Genomic DNA, 729 nt, shown 5'->3' with positions numbered 1-729 from the left:
ATCAGGTAGTAGAGAGCTGGACTTCCACAGAGGAAGCACACTATATCGAAAAACTGCCAATCGGTAAATATACCTTGCGTGAAGAGCAGGCACCGAAAGGATATCTTCTGACATCTGATGTGACATTTGAGGTGAAGGATACTGGAGAAGTCCAGAAAGTGGCTATGAAAGATGATACTGCCAAGGGAAAAGTGATTCTCAATAAGGCAGATAAATCGTCAGGAGAACCGCTGAAAGGGGTAGAATTTGAACTCCGTGACAGCAAAGGAAAAGTTCTGGAAACCTTAAGGACAGACGCTGCCGGTCATGCAGAAAGTAAGCTGTATGAGATTGCCACATTTAAGAACGGCAAATATGATACAGCAATCAAGTATTATCTGGTGGAAACAAAAACACTGGATGGATACACACTGGATCAGACCAAGCATGAAGTGACATTTGCTTATGTGAATGACAGTACACCAGTCGTGGAAGTTACTTTCAATCTGACAAATGAGAAACCGGAAGTTCCAGAAACACCGAACACACCGGATACACCACAGTCCCATGAAGAGACAAAGGTATCAAATGCACCAAAAACAGGTGACAGCACGAATATCTGGCTGCCGATTCTGCTTCTGGTAATCTCCACAGGAGGTATGGCAGGACTTTATATCAGTAGAAAAAGGAAAACCAAATAAGGAAACTAAAACCAACGGTTATGATTGGGAGCTTCTATGTGAGGCTCCC

General features: G+C 43.3%; 1 protein-coding gene. It reads left to right on the top strand.

The genetic code is table 11. The annotated features are described in order from the left end of the window. Positions 1-680 (top strand): SpaA isopeptide-forming pilin-related protein (locus G5B12_RS17025; protein ID WP_174088956.1); only part of this gene is annotated, 680 nt, incomplete at its 5' end. Positions 681-729: the final 49 nt, after the last annotated feature.

Source organism: Blautia sp. MSK.20.85 (genome assembly GCF_013317245.1).
Lineage (GTDB): Bacteria > Bacillota > Clostridia > Lachnospirales > Lachnospiraceae > Blautia_A.
The sequence above is the reverse complement of the archived record's forward strand: the minus strand, read 5'-3'. Positions and strand labels throughout refer to the sequence as shown.